The 3139-nt window shown below is 68.0% G+C and carries 3 protein-coding genes and 1 pseudogene; 1 reads left to right on the top strand and 3 read right to left on the bottom strand.

Going from position 1 to position 3139, the window contains the following annotated elements; translation table 11 throughout:
* From tldD to pyrF, 3 genes and pseudogenes are all read right to left on the bottom strand, one after another.
* Positions 1 to 194 (bottom strand): annotated as a pseudogene (gene tldD / locus AC2VLV_RS09290) (metalloprotease TldD); the annotation flags it as partial.
* A gap of 75 nt (positions 195 to 269) precedes the next feature.
* Positions 270 to 767: a cyclic pyranopterin monophosphate synthase MoaC gene (moaC, locus tag AC2VLV_RS09285; RefSeq protein WP_486989720.1), complete on the bottom strand. Its 498-nt coding sequence runs from the start codon at positions 765 to 767 to the stop codon at positions 270 to 272.
* Entirely contained in the window at positions 764 to 1639 is an 876-nt protein-coding gene (pyrF, locus tag AC2VLV_RS09280; RefSeq protein ID WP_486989719.1) for an orotidine-5'-phosphate decarboxylase, read from the bottom strand. The genes moaC and pyrF overlap by 4 nt, the downstream gene beginning before the upstream one ends.
* 86 nt (positions 1640 to 1725) lie before the next feature.
* Between pyrF and dacB the strand changes: the two genes are divergently transcribed.
* On the top strand, positions 1726 to 3139 hold a 1414-nt coding region (gene dacB, locus AC2VLV_RS09275), incomplete at its 3' end, for a D-alanyl-D-alanine carboxypeptidase/D-alanyl-D-alanine endopeptidase (protein ID WP_486989718.1).

The following is a 3139-nucleotide window of genomic DNA, read 5'->3' as shown; positions in this document are numbered from 1 at the left end:
TTCACCAGGCCTTCTTCCAGGCTCCAGCCCTCGGAGCGGGTGTATTGCAGATAGACGTCGGCATAGTCGAGCTTGTGCTCGAACACCTTGCCCAGCGCACGCTGCAAGGCGGACTCATCGATCTGATAGGGGTCGAGCAAGACGCGGCGCGCCTCGTCGAGGCGCAACAGCGCGGGTTCGGTCATCATGTTCATGCGCCCGATTGTAGGAACAGCGGCATGTCCCTGCGCGCAGGGCGGTTCAGGTGCGCCTCAGCTTTGGCCGGGCGATCAGACCGAGGCCACCCAGTCGCCCGACTTGCCGCCGTGCTTCTCCAGCAGGCGCACGCCGTCGATGGTCATGCCGCGGTCCACCGCCTTGCACATGTCGTAGATGGTGAGCAGGCCGATCTGTACGGCGGTGAGGGCTTCCATTTCCACGCCGGTGCGGCCGCGGGTTTCGGCGGTGACGGTGCAGTGGATGCTGCTGTCCTGCGGCTGCAACTCGAAGTCCACCGCCACGCGGTTGAGGGCGATGGGATGGCACAGGGGAATGAGGTCGGCGGTGCGCTTGCTCGCCATGATGGCGGCGGTGCGGGCGATGCCAATGACGTCGCCCTTCCTGGCGCTGCCGCCCTGCACCAGGGCGAGGGTGGCGGGCTGCATGCGGATGCAGCCGGTGGCCACGGCCACACGGTGCGTTTCATCCTTGGCGCCGACATCGACCATATGCGCCTGACCGGCGGCGTCGAAGTGGGTGAGGTTTGCTGCTGGCGTGGAGGAACTCATGGTGCAGGGTGTGCGGGGGCGGCCGCGTGGACTTCTTGGTTAATGGCGTCGCGCAGGCGGCGGGCTTCGCGTCTTGCGGCGTCGACAAAATCGCGCCCGTTGCTGGCATAGAGCACGCTGCGCGAGGCGTTGATGAGAAAGTTGCCGCGCGCCGCGCGCACGGTGGCTGCGAGATCGCCGCCCTGCGCGCCGATGCCGGGGATGAGCAGCGGCGCCTCGGGCGCGACGGCGCGGATGCGTTCGATGTCGGCCGGGTTGGTGGCGCCGGCCACCAGGCCATTCTGTCCGTGGTGGTTCCAGTCCAGCGTGGCCAGCCGCGCCACGCGCTCGAACAGCAACTCAAAACCGAGGTGGGCCGAGGCGCCTGCGGCCGAGCTGGCGATGGGCAAGGTCTGCAGATCGGCGCCACCGGGGTTGGAGGTGCGGCACAGCACGAACAGCCCGCGCTCGGGGAAGCGCAGGTAGGGCTCGACTGAATCGAAGCCCATGTAGGGCGACAGCGTCAGGGCGTCGGCATTGAAGCGCACGAAGGCCTCGCGGGCATATTGCTCCGCAGTGGCGCCGATGTCGCCGCGCTTGGCGTCGAGGATGACGGGCACGCTCGGCGCAGCCTTGCGGATGTGGGCGATGAGCTGTTCGAGCTGGCTCTCCGCGCCCAGCGCCGCAAAGTAGGCGATCTGCGGCTTGTAGGCGCAGACCAGATCGGCCGTGGCATCGACGATGGCGGCGCAGAAGTCGAACAGCCGCAGCGGGTCGTTGGTCCACGGCGCCGGAAAGCGCGAGGGCTCCGGATCGAGACCGACGCACAGCGCCGAATTGTTGCGCTCGGCGGCCTCTTGCCACTGGTGGATGAAGGAGGGGCGGGTCGTCATGATGCGGCGCATTGTAGGCAGGGGTTTTGAACCTAGCCTGACGGCAAGCCTCTACCATTCCGTTGTTCTTCTTCGCCGTCCATGCCATGCTATCCAGCCGCCGCCGTTTTCTGATCTCTTCACTGGCCCTGACCGGCACGCCGCTTCTGGCCCGGGCGCAGCAAGTCGGGCTGGGAGGGTCGGGGGCGCTGCCGATCAGTGTGGCGCAGGCGCTGGAGACGGCGCGTATTCCGCAGCAGTCTTGCGCCTTCGTGCTGCAACCGCTCGATAGCCCGTCGCCCCAGGTCGCGTTCAACGGCGCCGCGCTGATGAACCCGGCCTCCGTGCTCAAGCTCGTCACCACCTACGCGGCCCTGCGCATTCTCGGTCCGGCCTATGTGTGGAAGACGCCGGTGTACGCCACGGGGCCGATCCGCGCCGGGGTGCTGCAGGGCGATCTGGCCTTCGTCGGCAGCGGCGACCCGCATCTGATGGCCGACAACCTGTGGAGCATCGCGGTACGGCTGCGCGATCTGGGCATCCGCAGTATTCGCGGCGACGTGCTCATCGACCGTCAGGCTTTCGATCTTCCGCCGCACAACCCCGGCGCCTTCGACGGCGACGCCACCGCGCCCTACAACGTCGGCCCCGACCCCTTTCTGGTGAACTTCGGCGTGCTGCGCCTGGGCTTCGTGCCCGACACTCAGGCGCAGCAGGTGCGCGTTACCGTGGAGCCGCCGGTGGCGGGCTTCGATCTGCGTGAAGCGCCCAAGCTCACCTCTGCTGCCTGCGGCAACTGGAAGGACAAGCTGCGCGCCGACTGGAAGCAGCCCTTCGCGCCGCGCTTCGCCGGGGGCTTTGCGGCCGCCTGCGGGCCGCAGACCTGGAACATCGCCCCCGAGGTGAGCGACAACGCTTATGTGCAGCGACTGCTGGGCGCGCTGTTTGCGCAGGTCGGCATCGATTGGAAAGGGCGGGTTCGCACCTCCAACCTGCCTGCGGGCGCCACCGAACTGACCGTGTGGGACTCGCCTGCGCTTGCCGTGATCGTGCGTGACATCAACAAATACAGCAACAACGTCATGGCGCAGCAGGTATTCCTCACCCTGGCGCTACAGGCGGGTGCGCAGCGCGCCACCTGGGGCCTGGCGCAGCAGGCGGTGGAGCAATGGTTGTCCACCCACAACTTGTCCATGCCCGGCCTGGTGCTGGACAACGGCTGCGGCCTGTCGCGCATCGCGCGCATTTCGGCGGCCGATCTCAACGCGCTGCTGCGCTCGGCGTGGAACAGCCCGGTGATGCCCGAATTCGTGTCGTCGCTGCCGCTGGCCGGAGAAGATGGCACCCTGCGCCGCCATTTCCGCGACCCCGACACCGCAGGGCGCATCCACGCCAAGACCGGCAGCCTCGACGGCGTGCTGTCTCTCGCCGGCTATGCGCAGACCCGCGCGGGGCAGCGCTACACCTTCGCCGCGCTGGTGAACGACCCACGCGCCGGTGGCGCCTGGCCTGCGCTAGAGG

The organism is Thiomonas sp. TH-17 (genome assembly GCF_057473305.1).
This window is presented reverse-complemented; position numbering and strand designations above follow the sequence as displayed.